Consider the following 16,530-nt stretch of genomic DNA (forward strand, 5'->3'; position numbering starts at 1 on the left):
TTCCTAAAACTTGTATAGACATAATCACGATATGAAAAAAGACTTTCTCACTGGAAGAAAGTCTTTCCACAACCATCAGGCGACATGCAAGCTTCTCTCAAGCCGTTTATACTTCCAAAGCATCGCAATCCGCCAGGAAACGATCATGCCGAAGGCCAGCAGGAAGAAGACACCGCCCATCTCCCCTATTTCAATCGTTTGGCCGATTGCCACCTTGAGCAATACCCGCACAAACACAAGCCCGACGAGTATGATGGCAAATGCCTTGGAGGGCTTTAAGAAAATCTCCCCGTCCCGCACTTCAAAGTTGGAAGTCAGGATCAGCAAACTGGAGAAAATGACTCCAGCACCAAGTGAATACCAAACCTCCAACCATGGTACACGGAACACTGGAAAAAGAAACATCAGCGCTCCCGTGCTCATGAACAGCGGCGGCAGGATGATTTTCTTTGCTGTCACTGGTCTGGCCGCAGCCCGCATCCGGATCATCGCAACAGCCAGACCCATACATGCAACCAGGATGGTACTGATGATAACAGGTAATGTCATACCCTTACCTTCTTTCAATTTACATTTCTTTAAGCGAGGATACGCTCCACTGTTTCAATTACGCGGGCATCTTCGAAAGGCTTCGTAATGAAATCCTTTGCGCCAAGTTCGATAGCCTGCATGACAATGCGCTGCTGCCCCATTGCAGAGCACATGATCACTTTGGCTTCCGGATCAATGCCGATGATCTCCTTCAGAGCTGCAAGCCCATCCATATGCGGCATCGTGATATCCATGAACACGATATCAGGATGCGTGTCGCGAAACTGCGAGACTGCCTCGTATCCATCCGCAGCCTCTCCGACAATCTCATGACTGTTCTCTGTAAGCAGACCCCGCAACGTCTTCCGCATAAATTTTGCATCATCTACTATCAATATCTTTGCCACTTGCATTCTCCTCACTGCTTGAACGATCTTGTGCGATGGACAAGATGATCGTCAGGGCGATACCGACTACTGTAAGATAAACCCCAAGATCAAAAATTGTCGCGGTAGCCAATTCCAGCTCCCCTAGTACAGGTAAGTGAATATACGTGAATGTATGACTCAGGAATGGCTGTCCGAATAGGAATGAACCAGCACTGCTCAGGATGGCAATCAGCACACCAGTAATCGTCAGCACACGATAATTGATCGGCAGAATCTTGCTGACCGTCTTAAAACCGTATGCCATATACATGAGTACTAAAGCAGCAGCAGTTCCAAGTCCTCCGATGAATCCACCGCCCGGGGAATTGTGGCCCGAAAAAAACAGATAGACCGAAAACCCGAGCAATAAAAAAGAAATGAGCACGGTAGTTGTTTTGAAAATTAGATTATTCGGTGAAAATTCCACAATCGACACCCTTTCCCTACATATTCTAAACTACTTCACAGCTTTTTTCACGATTTAAAAACCGTAAAAAGAGAAAAAACCAGCAAGATAAGCGGTTATCCTTGTCGTAAGATCGAATAAAAGCAAAATACCGATAAGAATCAGGAAATAGCCACTTATTTCATGCAGGATCTTCCCGGTTCTTTTTAATCTCTGCAATCGAGATCCGAAGAATCCCCAGAAAAAGAAAGGAATACTGAAGCCCAGTACATAAGCTGCCATAAGCGGGACGGCTCCAAGCGGCTGCAGAGCAGCGCTAGTCATGATGCCCGCTAAGATTGGACCTGTACAAGGCGTCCACCCCATCGCGAAGGAAAGTCCAATCAGGAACGAACCAGCATATCCAGGAGGCCTGTTCTTAAAACGAAGCAAGGTTTTAGATGTCTGCCATCTTCCTCCAAGCAACCCTATCTGCACTGCACCCATTAGAATCAAAATTATTCCACCAATTACTCGTATGTATGATTGATATGTAAAAAGCCACCCAGATAACGCTAGTGCGCTGTAGCCAAGCAGTAAAAAGATCGACGAAAAGCCAATAAGGAAGAAAATTGTATGCAGAAACCATCCCGAAGCATGCGATTTTTTAGCGGATGAGCCTGGATTGACACCTGCCAAATAAGACAGAAATGCCGGATAAAGAGGCAGTACACAAGGTGAAAGAAAAGAAAGGAATCCAGCAGTTAGCGCCAGCAGTATTGTTACTTCCATGAGCGTCCCTCCTGAAATCGACAAGCAAAAGGAACCCCGCGACACAGGATTCCTTCTATTAGCTTATTCTACACTATAGCACAGTTCAAGACATGCCAACAGTTTGAGCATTATGGTCCTCTATTACTTGATTATTGACATAACGATGGAAGAACCACTCGCCTATTCCAATTACAACTGTGGAGATCAAGGATGCCAACACAACATTATCATCAGGATTCAGTAATGCCTCTCCTAATGCCCAAAGAACGATGAATGTCAGTATAGCATCACTAACCGTAGCAATTGTATTCCGCTTCTTAAAATCGCCATCTGGCTTACTGCGGTCACCCGCCCTGCTCAGGATTAATAAGTCACCAATTACATAAGCAGCTATCGTCAAAACTACACTCATAAGCAGCGTATCACTGAATTCCGTATTGAACATAAGGGTGAAAACAATCCATAAAACAGCTAAAATCATGATGAATTTGATCACAAGTGCTTTCACATGTTTCATTTCTTATCACTCCTTCTTTATTTATATTCCAATTCCTTGATTATCAAAGAAGTAAACCTACTCTTTTTTTAGTATGGCTGCTGTTTCAAATTTCATGCATGAAAAAAAGCTGCTAAGTAAAGAAAAGCATAGTCCCCCTCCGTTTCCAGCACGGCATACTTTCGCTTACCACGGAAACATAGATAATCCAGTTTTAAAGGATGTAACTTTTGAAGCAGCTCAGAGAGCACGGAACACACTTCGAATTATCAAAACCACGTGCAGATGATTTCTTTTGGTTTTATCTTTCATCGTGCTTTTGCGCAATTGCCGCAGTATTAATACTAACTAAGAGCTTATTGATCGCATGATAATCCGGTTTCTCAGGCAATGTGGAATGCTCCACGGCCTTCTTAAGTTCGATGTCTAACGACGCTACAAGTTCTACAGCTTCGCTAAATGTGTATTTGCCATTCCTGCAGTCGAGCAATAAGCCTCGATTCGGCCTATATGTACTGAAATCTCCTGTCTCCAGGATTTCAATAGCGCTAGTCAGCAGCCTAACGCTGTGCATAAAGAATTTCGTGTCATATCCATACTGTTGGATTAAATCCATTCTGCCGGATCGACTTTTGTTCCTTTGCTTAAGCTGTTGAATTTGCGCGTTAGCGTATCCTCCAAACTTCTTTTGAATTGCTTTGGAAAGGAACAGATGCCGATTATCAATTAACCGCTGCCCTAAAGCAGTCACTTTCAAATACTGTTCTCTCCTTAAAAACAGGATCTCGATGTTATTTGGTACACCAGTCATGGCATCTTTTACAAACTTGGTAATATGTATAATGTTAATATCAACATCATCTTTAGTATTCTTGAAGTTCTTGCCGCCGCTATTATTGTATTCATTGAATGATTCCAAACCCAAGTAGTAGCTTACAGGCGGAATGCACACACCTTTATAATCCTTATCCGATTCTTCCGTATTTGTCCCATAAGCGTAGCTGCCTGTTGGAGCCAGGATGATCGTTCTCTCATCAAGCCATTCGTAATGGATGGGTTTCATATTTCCTCCCTATACTCAACAAATAGATAGTCATATTTTATCCAATTCTAAAACATGTAGTGACAGTTTGATTATCTGCTCTGAAATACTAAACAATTTACCCCTAGAAAACTACACACTCTATTAATTAATATGCCACACCAACCAACTATGTATTGATCCTCCATCAACAAAAAAACCACCCTCCCTGCTAAGTCTCTCAACAGAAAAAGTGGTTCCCGGATTTAATTAAACCAATTGCAGCCATCAAATCCCTTTTTTGCAATGCCATATCGCCAACGTGAAACGTCAAAGCTATATAGAAATAATTGCTTATTTACCTTGTTGGTTATTCATTGCGCGCATCATTTGGTTGATTTTCTTTTGTGATGGTTTTTGACCCATTTGCATCATCATTGTACGAAGCATCTGTTCATTAATTGGCGGGTTTTTCTTCAGATAGTTCATCATGTATCTTCTGGCGATGAAAAATCCAAGCGCTACGCCGATAATCAATGTAGCCAGTGCTATAAGTACGACCCAGATCGGACTCATATTGGCTTCCTCCTTCAAAATATCTCTAATCTAGTATAGACAATCAAAAGGAAGAATACAATAGATGAACCCGTGATTGCAGGTCATTTTTTATGATTGGTGCGATCCAGCCGCAGTTGTTGGCTGCAGGTTCTATGATGAAAAAGGATGAATCGAAGTGGCGCAGTTCCGAAAAGATGGTTTCTTCAGCTGTCGTCAAAGAGTCGCAAGTGACACGAAGGCAGTGCTGATCAGCCTCAATGTGGACATTTTCATCCTGATGGAATGCTTGCTGCAGTGATGCATTAGGAGGAAAATCATTTGTAATATAGTCCAGCTGCTCCTGTACATAAGCGGTTTTCTCCATCTGGCTGGAGAGGAAAAAGCGATAGAGGATATCCGATTTATAAAAATAGCGGAAGTAGATCTCATGTTTCACCCAATAGACAAAGTACTCTTTCATAAACTTGTCCCCCTTCTCCTTTGAAAGAATAGTATACGCGAGACAGCATTACTTAATCCCTCGGAACTTGTAGCAAAGAGACACGAAGATGCAGAGCTTTCCTCGAAAATTGTCGATAAGAAAATACCGGTCACAAGCGTGACCGGTATTTCCATTAATCCATTATGGATTTCACTTGTTCGATAACATTTTCGACCGTGAAGCCGAATGCTTCGATCAATTTATCGCCGTTGCCAGACGCACCGAATGTGTTAATGCCGATGACCTTGCCTTCAAGGCCGACATATCTTTCCCAGCCAAGCGGGGAAGCCATTTCGATACCGACACGTTTCTTCACTGCTGGCGGCAGGACACTGTCTTTATAGGACTGCTCTTGTAGTTCGAAACGATCCCAAGATGGCATGCTGACGACAGAAGCGTCGATGTTCTGTTCACGAAGCGCTGCTTGGGCACGTACAGCGAGCTGTACTTCCGATCCGCTTGCAAGAAGCAATACATCCGCTGTTTCTTTTTGCGCTGGGCTGACAACGTATGCACCCTTCTTGACGCCTTCATACGCCGCTTGCTGCGTCGATGGCAGTGTAGGAAGATCCTGACGCGTAAGAACTAGCGCCGTTGGAACTTTTTCAGATTCAATTGCCAGTCTCCATGCAGCCTGTGTTTCATTGCCATCAGCAGGACGGACAACGCTCAAACCAGGCATTGCACGCAATGATGCCAGCTGTTCGATCGGTTCATGCGTCGGGCCATCTTCCCCGACAGCGATGCTATCATGAGTCAATACGTATGTCACAGGTGTTCCCATCAAAGCGGACAGACGGATAGCCGGGCGCAAGTAATCACTGAAGACGAAGAATGTACCGCCGTATACTTTCAGACCGCCGTGAAGCGCCATACCATTCAAAGCAGCCCCCATCGCGAATTCACGCACACCAAACCAGATATTGCGGCCGCTGTAGTTGGTTTTGGAGAAGTTCTCTTCTTTTGCTAAGAGCGTCTTGTTGGAACCAGCAAGGTCGGCACTTCCGCCAAACAAAGCTGGCACAGTATCGGCAATTGCATTCAATACTTTACCGGAAGCAGAACGAGTGGCAGTCGCATCCTTGCCTTCTTCGTATGTCGGAAGCGCATCCGCCCATCCTTCCGGGAGTTCACCTTTGATTACAGCAGACAGTTCTCTTGCAAGCTCAGGATGTGCTTCTTCATATTTCGCAAATAGCTCATTCCAGGCATTTTCAGCTTCGGCGCCATTTTTGACTACCTTCTCTTCAAAATCTGCATAAACCTCTTCCGGAACGTGGAAATCTTCATGTTCCCACTTATAATATTCCTTCGTAAGTTTTACTTCATCAACACCCAACGGCGCACCATGCGAAGCACTTTTTGCTGACTTGTTCGGAGAACCGTAACCAATGACAGTTTTCACTTCAATCAAAGTAGGCTGTGTTGTATTCGCTTTCGCTTCTTTGATAGCTTCACGAATTGCATCCACATTCGTGCCTTCCTCGACACGAATCACTTGCCAGCCGTATGCTTTGAAGCGGTCTTCCACATTCTCAGAGAAACTGTGATGAAGGTCGCCATCGAGCGAGATATCATTTGAATCATACAGGACAATCAGCTTGTCCAAGGCAAGATGGCCCGCAAGTGATGCTGTCTCATGTGAAATACCTTCCATCAAGTCACCATCACCGCAAATGGCATATGTGTAGTGATCCACAACCGGGAAGCCCTCTTTATTATACTTCGCTGCAAGATGCGCTTCAGCCATTGCCATACCGGTCGCCATCGCGATACCTTGTCCAAGCGGTCCAGTTGTTGCCTCGACACCATCCGTATGATGGACTTCCGGATGACCTGGTGTACGGGAGCCGTATTGACGGAATGATTTCAAATCATCGATGGATACTTTGTATCCAGATAAATGCAAGAGGGAATACAAGAGCATGGAACCATGTCCGGCAGACAAAACGAAACGATCCCGGTTGAACCAGTGGGAATTCTTCGGATTGTGAGCCATGAAATCGGTGAAAAGCGTATACGCCATCGGTGCAGCACCCATCGGCATACCTGGATGGCCGGAATTAGCTGCTTCGATTGCATCGATCGATAACGTACGAATTGTATTGATTGAAAGCAATTCTGTTGTCTGAACCATGTGAACATCCCTTTCATCTAGCAAATTATGTACTCATGTTCATCCTATACCGAAATGGTCGGATAGACAAGGTTTTATACATAGAAAAAGAAGGGAATGGCTGAGCATGAAGCCAGCCTCCCCTTCTTAGTTATCGTCTCGCATTTTCTTCACTTTATCCGGTGTAACATCGTTTCCTTCCGGATCAATAATCGTCATAGTCTTGAATTGATTCTTGAACGAAGAGCGGACATTCTTCAAATATTCCTGTCTAAGTTGTTTCTGCTCCTTCTGTTCGCCAAGGGTAAGTCCTTCTGTTTTCGCTTTATGTGCCAACGCATTGATGCGCGCCAATTTTTCTTTGGATATCATTTGTGTATGCTCCTTTAAGCATTAAAGTTCATACACACTATGTTACCTGCTGATGTCCTCCGATTCAAGCGAAAGATATTCCTGGTACCTTCTATGCACGGTTGCCTTCGATACACGGAACCCCATACCGCGAAGAACAGAGCTGATTTCCTGGAACGTGAGCTTGTTGTTTCGCAGTCTGACCACCTCTTGGATCGGAAAGTCAATCCTTTCCCTGCCTGGTGCGGCCTGCTGGTTGCTCAAATTCTTACCCGGATCATATCCCGCCTCAATCGCCCGTCTCATGCCCCGTTTTATCTTCATATTGTGAATCTTCCTCTGATACTCCTCGACAATACCGACAATCTGGAGCACCATACCATCCGATTCAGAAAGCTGGAATTCGCCACGCTGACTGAGCGTATAGACTTTGACCTCAAGCTTTTGCAAGTGATGAAATAAAGCAATTTTGGTATTCCCTCTGCCAAGCCTGGTTTCATCCTGGACTAGAAGGCAATCTGCTTCACCTGCTGTAAAAAGATCCAGCATGCGAAAGATACCTGGCCGTTCGATTTCATAACCGCTCTGTCTCTCTTCTATGATATCGATGACCTCTATATTGGAAGAAGCAGCAAGGCTGATGAGCTCCTCACGCTGCCGCTCAATGGAACTTGCCTGCTCGTCCTTTTCTGTACTGACTCTGCAATAGATGACTGCTTTCATTGATGTACCCTCTCACTTCAGCTAATTAGACACTCATAATAAGTGTAAAGTATAAGAAGAAAAGCGTGAAGCCGAAAAGCACATAATAGAATAGATCTGATTTCGCTAATTTTTTGAACATGGTTGACCCCTCCGTATTCAAGAACGTGCGTTCTCATTTGTTAATTCCATTATATACGAACATAGGTTCTAGTCAAGCGTTTTTTTCGAACGGATGTTTGTATATTGAAATCTATCATGGTATACTGTATGTAATAAAAATATATGCACGGGGTGTTCGATACATGATGAAACTATCGAAAAGACAGGAAGCGATTCTAGCATACATAAAGGAGCAGGTACTCGATAAAGGCTACCCGCCATCCGTCAGGGAAATTGGGGAAGCAGTCGGCCTGGCATCCAGCTCCACGGTACATGGCCATCTTTCCAGACTGGAAAAAAAGGGACTGATTCGGCGCGACCCTACAAAACCGCGTGCCATCGAAGTACTATCATTAGATAGCGAAGAACAGACGGATATCCCCCGCGGCGAGGCAAATTACGCGCCGGTCATCGGGAAAGTAACGGCAGGTATTCCAATCACCGCCGTAGAGAATATCGAAGAATATGTACCGGTACCAAGCCACCTGGTCGGTCCGGATGACAATATTTTCGTTCTTGTTATTGTCGGGGAAAGTATGATTGAAGCTGGTATTCTGGATGGGGACATGGTCATCGTCAAACAGCAGCAGACAGCTCAAAACGGTGAGATCGTCGTTGCGATGACAGAGGACAATGAAGCGACGGTGAAACGGTTCTTCAAGGAAGAGAATCAGATCCGCCTGCAGCCCGAGAACAGCACGATGGAACCTATCATCCTGGATAATGTTAGCATCCTTGGAAAAGTAATCGGTTTATATCGATCCATTCAATAAAAAATCGGCTTCGGTCGATTTTTTTTCATAGAATTTACACACTTTCCCCCTTCTTTCGACACATTTTTTGGGTATATTAGAATATGCTTTTACCAAAAGCTAGAAAGCAGGTGGAATCGTGAAGCTATTTTACAAGCTTGTGTGCAAAATACGAGGCCGTCATAAGATTGATAGTGTTACTGATTCATGTAAATGCGGGTATACGAGGAGCTACCGCAGGGAACAACACAGTATGGACGATTATTATCTAAAAGAACGTTAAGTACAGTGAGATAAGAGCTTGCCTATGCGGCAAGCTCCTCTTTTGTGTGTTGGGTTTCTTTTTGGTTCCGGTGCGTTTAAGCAAGGGAAATTTATCAATCCGTGATAACATGGTCAATCTTGGCTGGGTTCTTTCTTTTCCTGAATTCTCCTGCAGCCATACCGACTGCTTTCCGAAATACTTTATTAAAATAATTTGCGTTTGAATACCCTACCCTTTCCGCAATCTCCGAGATGGATAATCTTGTTGTCATAAGCAAATCAACAGCTTTTTGAATCCTTATTTTAGTGAGGTATTTGATCGGTGTTGTATCGAGCTGTTCTTGAAAATGCCTGACTAAGTAATATTTGGAATAACCTGATGCTGCAGCGATGTCACTCAATGTAAGGGGATCAGCATAATGCGTCTGCATATAAGATAAGGTTTTTGCAATTTGATCGGAAAGATCTTTCTTATGATTTTCCATCTCCCTTACAAATCGATAACACTCCATGATATATTCATAAGCTCGGGCAGATGCTAGATAACCATCTGTAATTTTATTTTCGATCGTATCCTGGTATATTCCGAACAATAGCTGAATCAGCTTTGATTCTGGAGAGATTTTCAGTATGGGTCCGTTATTTTCTTTGATATAACGCCAGCACTCCATTGCTTTACGGCCAACTAAGGTAATGAAGATGAATTCCCATCCGTCACTGTCCTTTGAGAGGTAATAACGATGTCTACTCGGAATTTCAACAAGAAATGCTTCCCCTGCTTTTAATGCATAACACTCTCCATCAATCTCAAGATTTCCTGTTCCTGATAACGTGTACTGAAATACATACGTGCCAATATCCTGTCTTTTCAATCCATCCCAGTCATAGCTCATACCAGGTTTTTTTTTATCTCTGCCGAGCAAGAAAATGTTTGCTGTTTCATCTATTTCCGCATCCTGGAAGTGAAAGCCATAGACACCATAACCTTTCGTCTTATCTATTTGACTTGTTTGGATGATTATCTCCCCCTTAACCTACAGTTTAAATCAGCGTACACAAAAAAACGACCGGAATAACAATTGGTCGTTTTTTCAACTCCATTTCCACTACTGTTTATCCTTTGACACTACCAGCTGCTAATCCTTCGATAAAGAATCGCTGCAGGAGCAAAAATAAGATGACCATCGGCAAAGATGCAATGAGTGCCGCAGCTCCGACAAGACCCAACTGGCTCGTATTTTGACCAAAAAAGCTTGAAAGTGCAACCGTCAACGTGTGCATATCGGAGTCCTGCAGGAAGAAAATCGCAAACTGGTAATCATTCCAGATGTATACGCAAGACAAAATCAGCACGGTCGCCGTGATTGGCTTCAATAACGGAAAAACCACCCGGAAGAATACACCAATCGTGCTCGCCCCATCCATCCTGGCTGCTTCTTCTAATTCTTTCGGAATCGTGGAACGGATAAAACCCGCATACAGGAAAATGGTCAATGGCAAGAAAGCCGCGACATTGTTCAATATGGCAACAAGTCGTGTATTCATCAAGCCAGCGTCCACGACAAGCTGATACAAAGGGACAAGCGCAGTAAGCGGCGGGATCACCATTACTGCCACAAATAACATATAGATATATTTGTTCAGTTTTGTCTGGCGTCTTGCCAAGGCATATGCAGCAAGAGAACCGAAAATGATCAGCATAGCCGCTGCAGCTATTGTGATAATGAATGTATTCATGAACGCAGTTGACAAATTGGCTTCTTCCCAGGCAAGTGTGAAGTTCTCCAGGCTGAAGTAATCCGGGAGCAGCCATTTCGAAGAAAAATCACCTGCACGCTTCAGGGACGTCGTGATCAAAATATAGTAAGGAACCACATGACAAAGGGTGATGAGCAATGCCGCACCAGTTGAAAGCCATTTTGCCCGCTTAGATATCTGGTTCATCACGCTTCAACCTCTTTTCGTTTAAAGTAGATTAGGGCTGCCATGCTCAGAACAAGTATGATGACTGCCATCAAAACCCCTTGTGTAGCCGCATAGCCTGCATCCTGACGAGCAAAGTAAAGGGAATACATGAATGTGGACATCGATTGAGAGGCATTGCCTGGTCCCCCATTCGTCAAGGAAACGATGACGTCGAATAGTTTCAAACCACCGATGATATTGATGACGATGTTGATTGTGATTGCCGGCATCAGCAGCGGGAGCGTAATATTCTTGAATTTGGACCAACTCGATGCGCCATCGATATTAGCTGCTTCATAATAATCTTTTGAGATACTTTGTAAACCGGCAAGATAGATTATCATGGCAACACCGACGAATTGAAATGTATTAACGAAAACGATGATAAAAGGGTTCAAATCAGGATTACCCAGTGCATTCACCGGCTCCATTCCGAGCCACGAAATAATATCATTCAGAGCACCACCCTGATAAGCGAAGAAAAAGTACCAAATATAGCCCATCACGATCGGACTGATAATGACAGGCAAGTAAATGATTGTCCGAGTCAGGGATCTGATTTTCAACGTTTGATTCAGCAATAAAGCGTATCCGAGCCCGATGATATTCTGCAAAATGGCGCTGCCGATGCCGTATAACAGCGTATTTTTCACAACTAGCCAAGTGTCGGGATCTGCAAACATGCGCTTGTACTGCTCAAGCCCAACATAATCGTAAATCTGGGAGAAACCATTCCAATTCGTCAGGGAAATACGGATGCCATCGAAAAATGGATAGATAATAAAAAGAAAGACTAATAAGACACTCGGAAGATACATCCACCAAAGAGATGATTCCCTCCGTCGTTTCGTCAACCTCTTCGGTTCTGCGTCCGATGGTAGCATTTTGGCCATTATCATCATCTCCTCTTATTTAAACAAAAGGAGCAATAAGCTCCTCCTGTGTTGCCATTGATTCATTTTACTAAGCGCTCATATTCTTCACTCATCTTCTCAGACACTTGCTTAGGCGACATAGCTCCAGATACGAGCTCCTGCCCGGTTGCTCCCATCGGATCCCACATGCCGCTCGGCAAATAAGCTCGATCAAAGTACGGTTCGATCCGGGTACCTTCATATTGCGAATAAAAATCCGCAAAATAATTTTCTGCATCTACATTGGTCAAGGCATCCGGGAGCGAGGTACCTTCTGCAAATTTCTTTGCTACTTCTGGCTGCGCGATATATTCAATGAATTTCTTGGCTTCTTCCTTATGCTCTGAATTCTTCGAAACAGCCAAAGTGAACCGCTCTCCGCCAATCCAGCTAGGCTGATCATCCTCATGAATGGCCGGCACCGGCATCGTACCGATCTGTACCTCTGGATTGAGCGCCGTGACTTCACGTCCGATTGATCCGCTCATCATTGTAAAAGCCACTTTGTTTTGGGCCAGCAGCTCTGCAGCCTGTGTGGTTTGTGCAGTGACTGCATCTTTATTGAGAAGCTCTTTCTCATTCATTTCCTTGAGCTTTTCCGGTAAAAAGGTATAGGAAGACCAGTCGAATGATCCATCGAGCAGTGCATCACCATGACTGTTTGATGGTGACGTGATCAAAAGCGGAGTGGCAAACTGGTCAAAATATTGCCCAAATTGGCTTTTGTCTGATCCCCCGAGCCAAAAAGGTATTACCTCTCCTTTGCTCTTTTCTTTTATCGTCTCCAGAGCTTTCATGAATTCATCAAATGTTTCCGGCGGCTCCACTCCGTATTCATCAAGAACGTTCTTATTATACGTCAATCCATCCAGTGCTTGATTGATAGGAAAAGCATGCAATTTTCCGGAATCGTCCGTTAACAGGCTCTTCATAGCTTCATCCAAGTTGGCTGTCCACTCCATGTCACTTAAATCCTCGGTATATTCTGCATAACGGGTTTTCGCCCATCCATGTGTATCAAATAGATCCGGCATATCATCAGCCGCCATTTTAACCCGCGCCATCTCTTCATACCCATCGGTTGGATAGCTATCTTCAATATCGATATTGGGATTTTCTTCTTCAAAATCCGCAACGATTTCCTTAAAAATCTTTTGATCTTCCTGATTGGTTGCTGTTGACATGAGCGTTAGCTTGACTTCTCCATCTCCGCTTGCATTATTTCCGCAAGCAGCAAGCAAAAAAGTGAAAGATAAAGAAAGTGCAATGAGTACCATTCTTTTTTTCATGATATCCCTCGCCTTTGTTTTTATTGAGCAGCTGGGCACTGCTTTCCAACCATAAGTTAAGCGCTTACATTTTTATTTTAAGAAAACGTCAGACTTTCACTTGCTCAAAGTCTGACTGTTTCTTTTTCTGAAATATAAGCCGGAAGCATGTCGCCATGTGCTTCGATCAATTCATCGCACATGCTGATGATATCATCCATGGAGAGTTCAGCGGCTGTATGCGGATCAAGCAAGGCTGCTTGATAAATTTTTTGTTTTGATTTCGTAATGGCTGCTTCAATGGTCAATAGCTGCGTATTGATATTGGAACGATTCAGAGCTGCCAGCTGCTCCGGAAGCTCTCCCATATATGCTGGGGTAATGCCGTTACGATTTGCGATACACGGTACTTCCACAACAGCATTCCGAGGCAGATTGGCGATTAGACCGCCATTATTCACTACATTTCCTCCGAAAACGAACGGTTGATTCGTTTCCATCGCTTCGATGATGCGTGACCCATATTCACGTGAACGTTCATGTGTCAAATTGTTGTCGCTCATTAGCTCTTGCTTTGTCTTCTGCCAATTTTTAATTTGTGCCTCGCAGCGGCGCGGGTACTCATCCAGTGGTATGTTAAAACGTGAAATCAGTTCCGGGTACTTATCTTTCATAAAATAAGGGTGATACTCCGCATTGTGTTCAGAAGATTCCGTCACGTAATAGCCGAATTTATCCATCAGTTCGTAACGGACCATATCATGATGTTTTCCTTTTTGCTTCTCTTTGGCACGCTTCTTGATTTCAGGATAGAGGTCTTTGCCATTCGATTTGATCTCAAGCAGCCAAGCCATATGGTTGATGCCAGCAATCCGTTCTTCAATATTCTCATGGGGAATCTCAAGGTCCTTGAGTAAGTCCTTCGTGCAAACCTGTACGCTGTGGCATAATCCAACGACTTTTACATTTGTAAAACGAGCGACCGCTCCGGTGAGTGCAGCCATAGGATTTGTATAATTCAACAGCCATGCATCGGGGCAAACCTCTTCCATGTCCCTTGCGATATCCAGCATGACAGGAATGGTACGCAATGCCCGAAATACCCCGCCGATTCCAACTGTATCTGCAATTGTCTGGCGAAGACCATATTTTTTGGGGATCTCAAAATCGATGACAGTACTTGGCCGATACCCCCCTACTTGGATAGCATTAATGACATACTTGGCACCCTCCAAAGCCTCTTTGCGGTCTGTATATGCTTTGATCGTAACCTCTGCCTGCAACGAATTTTTCAACGCATTCAACAGCAGCTCGGACTCGGACAAGCGTTCTTCATCAATGTCGAACAAAGCAAATTCGAATTCCTGCAAAGCTGGAGACAACATACAATCTCCTAGTACATTCTTTGTGAAAATGGTACTCCCTGCTCCTATAAACGTGATTTTTCCCATTTGACTGCCTCCCTGAAATCTTACTGGATTATAAGTTCCTTACTTGCATCTGATGATACAGCGCTTTCAACCGGTGGGCAATGGTAAATAAAAAAGCGAAAAGGGTAAAATATTGCTATCTATATTTATTGATAATAAGGCATTCACATTACATTTTAATTAGGAAATGATATTGAAAAGCACTTTTTACAGTCACATCATTATCGTTAAGAATCCTAGCTTCATAAGATATGGAGATTAAAGGAATCCGTTTGCAGCTGCATCATTACTGGAAATTTTGATATGTATACTCCTTCTCTCCCAGCAGTGGGGCTCCTCATATAACAAAGAGCTTGCCTACACAGCAAGCTCCCCTTTTGTATCCCGTTTCATCGCTACATGCAGAGCCCGGAGCAGGATACCTGGAGTAGCTTTTTCGTATGTCTCTCCCAAAAGCTGCCGGGCACCTTCCAGAATCCGCTCGTTCCCGATCAAAGCTAACAGCTCGTGTCCTTTTACGGAAATATCATCAATGAAAACATCCCTATAATCCTTTGAGTTTGTCACAACACCGGTAATGAACCCTTCCTGCAGCAGTACCTCTGTGTGATGGACGACATCATACGGGGTACATGTCCCTACAGCGCAACGATAATCTCTTACTTTCGTTCCTTGGAGTTGGTCTGCTTCTAACTGTTCCAGTATTTCTTGAAATAATGTAACGCGTAGTTTTGGCATATGATCTCCTCCTTGTTCATACTTCTATTGTTCCACAGATTGAGTATTGGTTGCTCGAAAAGTATGTACATTGTTTCACAATAATGTGACAAGTCAAGTAACAAATATGAAGCACATTGACTGCTAGAGATGATGATTTGACTAGACTTCCGGTAATAATTGCACATGGCAAATTATCAATGCATGCGGGAACAGAGCATCTGCCTCCTTTGGCAGACAAAAAGGAAGCTATGGGCAAAGGGGAGTAAGGATAGGGAAATATACGTATATGATTGCTAGGGAAGCCTGCAAAATTAATAGATCAATTGAATGAATAGTAAAGTCTAATACCAGTACTCTTTTATAAAGAAAGACAGAACCCCATTATTATGAGATTCTGTCATTTAACTCAGTATGCGATCCATCCAGCGTCAGCTGCAATCACTTGTCCATTTATAAAGCTAGATTCATCAGAGCCTAAGAAAACGGCCAGTTGAGCAATTTCAATTGGTTTCCCTGCACGCGGCATGGTACCAATTCCAGTCGATTGACGCCCTGCTCCAAATTCGGACACATTCGTCATAGATGTACCAATATTAGTCTCGACCCCACCTGGTGCGATACCATTACAACGGATACCTGATTGAGCATACATGTATGCTGTATTCTTTGTTAATCCAGTCACTGCGTGTTTAGAAGCTGTATATGCTGCACCTGCACGCGCACCGCGTAAGCCGCCTGCCGAGATATTATTCACGATTACCCCATGTCCTTGTTCCAAGAAGATGTTAGTAGCAATACGCATGGCACGCATAACACCTGTTGTATTAACCGCAAAAACATGATCCCATCGTTCATCCGAAATCTCCCCGACTGGTTCCATACCATCCATGATTCCAGCGTTGTTCACCAAAATATCCAACTTACCAAATGCTTCTTTCGTTTCTTGGAATAATTGCTCCAAGTCCTTTAATTCAGCCACATTTGTACGGTTGGCAATGGCATTGCCGCCATCGTTATTTATTGCTTCCACCACTGCTTTAGCACCATCATAGTTATAATCAGAAACAACTACTTTGGCTCCCTCTTTTGCATAAAGCTCTGCGATTGATTTTCCCATACCAGATGCTGCACCTGTTACAATCGCTACTTTATCTTTTAACCTCATCCCTAATCATCCCCTAAAAATTTAATGTACATATGTTCAATAAAGTA

At 43.8% G+C, this 16,530-nt stretch carries 19 protein-coding genes; 1 reads left to right on the top strand and 18 read right to left on the bottom strand.

The genetic code is table 11. The annotated features are described in order from the left end of the window. Positions 1-75: 75 nt before the first annotated feature. From BLQ53_RS06525 to BLQ53_RS06575, 11 genes are all read right to left on the bottom strand, one after another. Entirely contained in the window at positions 76-549 is a 474-nt protein-coding gene (locus BLQ53_RS06525) for a CcdC family protein (protein WP_093726491.1), read from the bottom strand. A gap of 29 nt (positions 550-578) precedes the next feature. Further along, entirely contained in the window at positions 579-944 is a 366-nt protein-coding gene (locus BLQ53_RS06530; RefSeq protein WP_093726492.1) for a response regulator, read from the bottom strand. Beyond that, positions 913-1,386, bottom strand: a complete 474-nt coding sequence (locus BLQ53_RS06535; RefSeq protein ID WP_093726493.1) for a Na(+)/H(+) antiporter subunit B — start codon at positions 1,384-1,386, stop codon at positions 913-915. Before BLQ53_RS06535 ends, BLQ53_RS06530 begins: the two co-directional genes overlap by 32 nt. A 54-nt stretch (positions 1,387-1,440) precedes the next feature. Beyond that, a complete protein-coding gene (locus BLQ53_RS06540) occupies positions 1,441-2,136 on the bottom strand; it encodes a cytochrome c biogenesis CcdA family protein (RefSeq protein ID WP_093726494.1) in 696 nt (231 codons plus the stop codon). Between the two features lie 85 nt (positions 2,137-2,221). Continuing rightward, complete coding sequence (locus BLQ53_RS06545; RefSeq protein WP_093726495.1) at positions 2,222-2,635, bottom strand: YndM family protein; 414 nt, start codon at positions 2,633-2,635, stop codon at positions 2,222-2,224. A 280-nt stretch (positions 2,636-2,915) separates the two neighbouring features. Further along, positions 2,916-3,677: a nucleotidyltransferase domain-containing protein gene (locus BLQ53_RS06550; protein ID WP_093726496.1), complete on the bottom strand. Its 762-nt coding sequence runs from the start codon at positions 3,675-3,677 to the stop codon at positions 2,916-2,918. Positions 3,678-3,989: 312 nt separating this feature from the next. Then, the gene (locus tag BLQ53_RS06555; RefSeq protein WP_093726497.1) at positions 3,990-4,211 is read right to left on the bottom strand and encodes a YneF family protein; all 222 of its coding nucleotides are present in this window, start codon (positions 4,209-4,211) and stop codon (positions 3,990-3,992) included. 43 nt (positions 4,212-4,254) lie between these two features. Continuing rightward, the gene (gene sirA, locus BLQ53_RS06560; RefSeq protein ID WP_093726498.1) at positions 4,255-4,653 is read right to left on the bottom strand and encodes a sporulation inhibitor of replication protein SirA; all 399 of its coding nucleotides are present in this window, start codon (positions 4,651-4,653) and stop codon (positions 4,255-4,257) included. 154 nt (positions 4,654-4,807) lie between these two features. After that, on the bottom strand, positions 4,808-6,835 hold the full coding sequence (gene tkt / locus BLQ53_RS06565) for a transketolase (RefSeq protein WP_280137060.1): 2,028 nt from the start codon (positions 6,833-6,835) through the stop codon (positions 4,808-4,810). Positions 6,836-6,937: 102 nt separating this feature from the next. After that, the gene (locus BLQ53_RS06570; protein ID WP_093726500.1) at positions 6,938-7,162 is read right to left on the bottom strand and encodes a DUF896 domain-containing protein; all 225 of its coding nucleotides are present in this window, start codon (positions 7,160-7,162) and stop codon (positions 6,938-6,940) included. A 42-nt stretch (positions 7,163-7,204) separates the two neighbouring features. After that, positions 7,205-7,864: a YneB family resolvase-like protein gene (locus BLQ53_RS06575; protein WP_093726501.1), complete on the bottom strand. Its 660-nt coding sequence runs from the start codon at positions 7,862-7,864 to the stop codon at positions 7,205-7,207. 284 nt (positions 7,865-8,148) lie between these two features. Here BLQ53_RS06575 and lexA point away from each other — a divergent pair, with 284 nt between their 5' ends. Beyond that, entirely contained in the window at positions 8,149-8,778 is a 630-nt protein-coding gene (gene lexA / locus BLQ53_RS06580; RefSeq protein ID WP_093726502.1) for a transcriptional repressor LexA, read from the top strand. Positions 8,779-9,134: 356 nt separating this feature from the next. Here lexA and BLQ53_RS06585 read toward each other — a convergent pair whose 3' ends face one another. From BLQ53_RS06585 to BLQ53_RS06615, 7 genes are all read right to left on the bottom strand, one after another. Continuing rightward, positions 9,135-9,914, bottom strand: a complete 780-nt coding sequence (locus BLQ53_RS06585) for an AraC family transcriptional regulator (RefSeq protein ID WP_093726795.1) — start codon at positions 9,912-9,914, stop codon at positions 9,135-9,137. Between the two features lie 220 nt (positions 9,915-10,134). Then, the gene (locus BLQ53_RS06590; RefSeq protein ID WP_093726503.1) at positions 10,135-10,965 is read right to left on the bottom strand and encodes a carbohydrate ABC transporter permease; all 831 of its coding nucleotides are present in this window, start codon (positions 10,963-10,965) and stop codon (positions 10,135-10,137) included. Beyond that, entirely contained in the window at positions 10,965-11,870 is a 906-nt protein-coding gene (locus tag BLQ53_RS06595; protein WP_093726796.1) for a carbohydrate ABC transporter permease, read from the bottom strand. The genes BLQ53_RS06590 and BLQ53_RS06595 overlap by 1 nt, the downstream gene beginning before the upstream one ends. 71 nt (positions 11,871-11,941) lie before the next feature. Next, a complete protein-coding gene (locus tag BLQ53_RS06600; protein ID WP_093726504.1) occupies positions 11,942-13,189 on the bottom strand; it encodes an ABC transporter substrate-binding protein in 1,248 nt (415 codons plus the stop codon). 104 nt (positions 13,190-13,293) lie between these two features. After that, the gene (melA, locus tag BLQ53_RS06605; protein WP_093726505.1) at positions 13,294-14,619 is read right to left on the bottom strand and encodes an alpha-glucosidase/alpha-galactosidase; all 1,326 of its coding nucleotides are present in this window, start codon (positions 14,617-14,619) and stop codon (positions 13,294-13,296) included. 336 nt (positions 14,620-14,955) lie between these two features. Further along, positions 14,956-15,336, bottom strand: a complete 381-nt coding sequence (locus tag BLQ53_RS06610) for a DUF2513 domain-containing protein (protein ID WP_093726506.1) — start codon at positions 15,334-15,336, stop codon at positions 14,956-14,958. A 388-nt stretch (positions 15,337-15,724) separates the two neighbouring features. Further along, on the bottom strand, positions 15,725-16,483 hold the full coding sequence (locus tag BLQ53_RS06615) for an SDR family oxidoreductase (protein WP_093726507.1): 759 nt from the start codon (positions 16,481-16,483) through the stop codon (positions 15,725-15,727). Between the last annotated feature and the right edge of the window lie 47 nt (positions 16,484-16,530).

Source organism: Terribacillus halophilus, from assembly GCF_900101385.1.
Lineage (GTDB): Bacteria > Bacillota > Bacilli > Bacillales > Amphibacillaceae > Terribacillus > Terribacillus halophilus.

Bases quoted from the DNA above. Each gene is read 5' to 3' on its own strand.
- BLQ53_RS06525 (WP_093726491.1), bottom strand. From the start codon at position 549: ATGACATTACCTGTTATCATCAGTACCATCCTGGTTGCATGTATGGGT.
- BLQ53_RS06530 (WP_093726492.1), bottom strand. From the start codon at position 944: ATGCAAGTGGCAAAGATATTGATAGTAGATGATGCAAAATTTATGCGG.
- BLQ53_RS06540 (WP_093726494.1), bottom strand. From the start codon at position 2,136: ATGGAAGTAACAATACTGCTGGCGCTAACTGCTGGATTCCTTTCTTTT.
- BLQ53_RS06545 (WP_093726495.1), bottom strand. From the start codon at position 2,635: ATGAAACATGTGAAAGCACTTGTGATCAAATTCATCATGATTTTAGCT.
- BLQ53_RS06550 (WP_093726496.1), bottom strand. From the start codon at position 3,677: ATGAAACCCATCCATTACGAATGGCTTGATGAGAGAACGATCATCCTG.
- BLQ53_RS06555 (WP_093726497.1), bottom strand. From the start codon at position 4,211: ATGAGTCCGATCTGGGTCGTACTTATAGCACTGGCTACATTGATTATC.
- sirA (WP_093726498.1), bottom strand. From the start codon at position 4,653: ATGAAAGAGTACTTTGTCTATTGGGTGAAACATGAGATCTACTTCCGC.
- BLQ53_RS06570 (WP_093726500.1), bottom strand. From the start codon at position 7,162: ATGATATCCAAAGAAAAATTGGCGCGCATCAATGCGTTGGCACATAAA.
- BLQ53_RS06575 (WP_093726501.1), bottom strand. From the start codon at position 7,864: ATGAAAGCAGTCATCTATTGCAGAGTCAGTACAGAAAAGGACGAGCAG.
- lexA (WP_093726502.1), top strand. From the start codon at position 8,149: ATGATGAAACTATCGAAAAGACAGGAAGCGATTCTAGCATACATAAAG.
- BLQ53_RS06585 (WP_093726795.1), bottom strand. From the start codon at position 9,914: ATGAGCTATGACTGGGATGGATTGAAAAGACAGGATATTGGCACGTAT.
- BLQ53_RS06590 (WP_093726503.1), bottom strand. From the start codon at position 10,965: ATGAACCAGATATCTAAGCGGGCAAAATGGCTTTCAACTGGTGCGGCA.
- BLQ53_RS06595 (WP_093726796.1), bottom strand. From the start codon at position 11,870: ATGCTACCATCGGACGCAGAACCGAAGAGGTTGACGAAACGACGGAGG.
- BLQ53_RS06600 (WP_093726504.1), bottom strand. From the start codon at position 13,189: ATGAAAAAAAGAATGGTACTCATTGCACTTTCTTTATCTTTCACTTTT.
- melA (WP_093726505.1), bottom strand. From the start codon at position 14,619: ATGGGAAAAATCACGTTTATAGGAGCAGGGAGTACCATTTTCACAAAG.
- BLQ53_RS06610 (WP_093726506.1), bottom strand. From the start codon at position 15,336: ATGCCAAAACTACGCGTTACATTATTTCAAGAAATACTGGAACAGTTA.
- BLQ53_RS06615 (WP_093726507.1), bottom strand. From the start codon at position 16,483: ATGAGGTTAAAAGATAAAGTAGCGATTGTAACAGGTGCAGCATCTGGT.